The sequence below is a fragment of the Sporosarcina luteola genome, from assembly GCF_023715535.1.
GTDB classification, from domain to species: Bacteria; Bacillota; Bacilli; order Bacillales_A; family Planococcaceae; genus Sporosarcina; species Sporosarcina luteola_B.
The window spans coordinates 1-362 of record NZ_JAMBOI010000071.1; the positions used below are offsets into that span (position 1 = coordinate 1).

Consider the following 362-nt stretch of genomic DNA (forward strand, 5'->3'; position numbering starts at 1 on the left):
TAGGGAACAGGACGGTAAACTACCTGACATTGTCTTTGAGGCCACTGGCGTCTATTCAAAAGGGCTTGAGGGATTTCTGCAGGCGCACCACTATCCTTATATTCGCCTGAACCCTTTGGAGGCTAAGCTACAGATGGCTGCCATGCGCCGACATAAGACAGATATTAGTGATGCCCATGAACTGGCCAAATCCCATTTTAAATCAGATCGACAGGAAACATATGTACAAGAAGACTACTTTGAACAGATGCGGGCACTTGGACGCTACTATGAAGATCTAGAAAAGGAGATCAGGCATAACTACAATCGCTTACACGCTTTCCTACAGTTAAGCTTTCCCTTATTTGAAAAGGTGTTTTCGA

At 44.8% G+C, this 362-nt stretch carries 1 protein-coding gene; it reads left to right on the plus strand.

The features are described 5' to 3' along the window. Window positions 1-362, plus strand: a 362-nt coding sequence (locus M3191_RS18380; protein ID WP_251701750.1) for an IS110 family transposase, incomplete at both ends; no start/stop codon positions are given.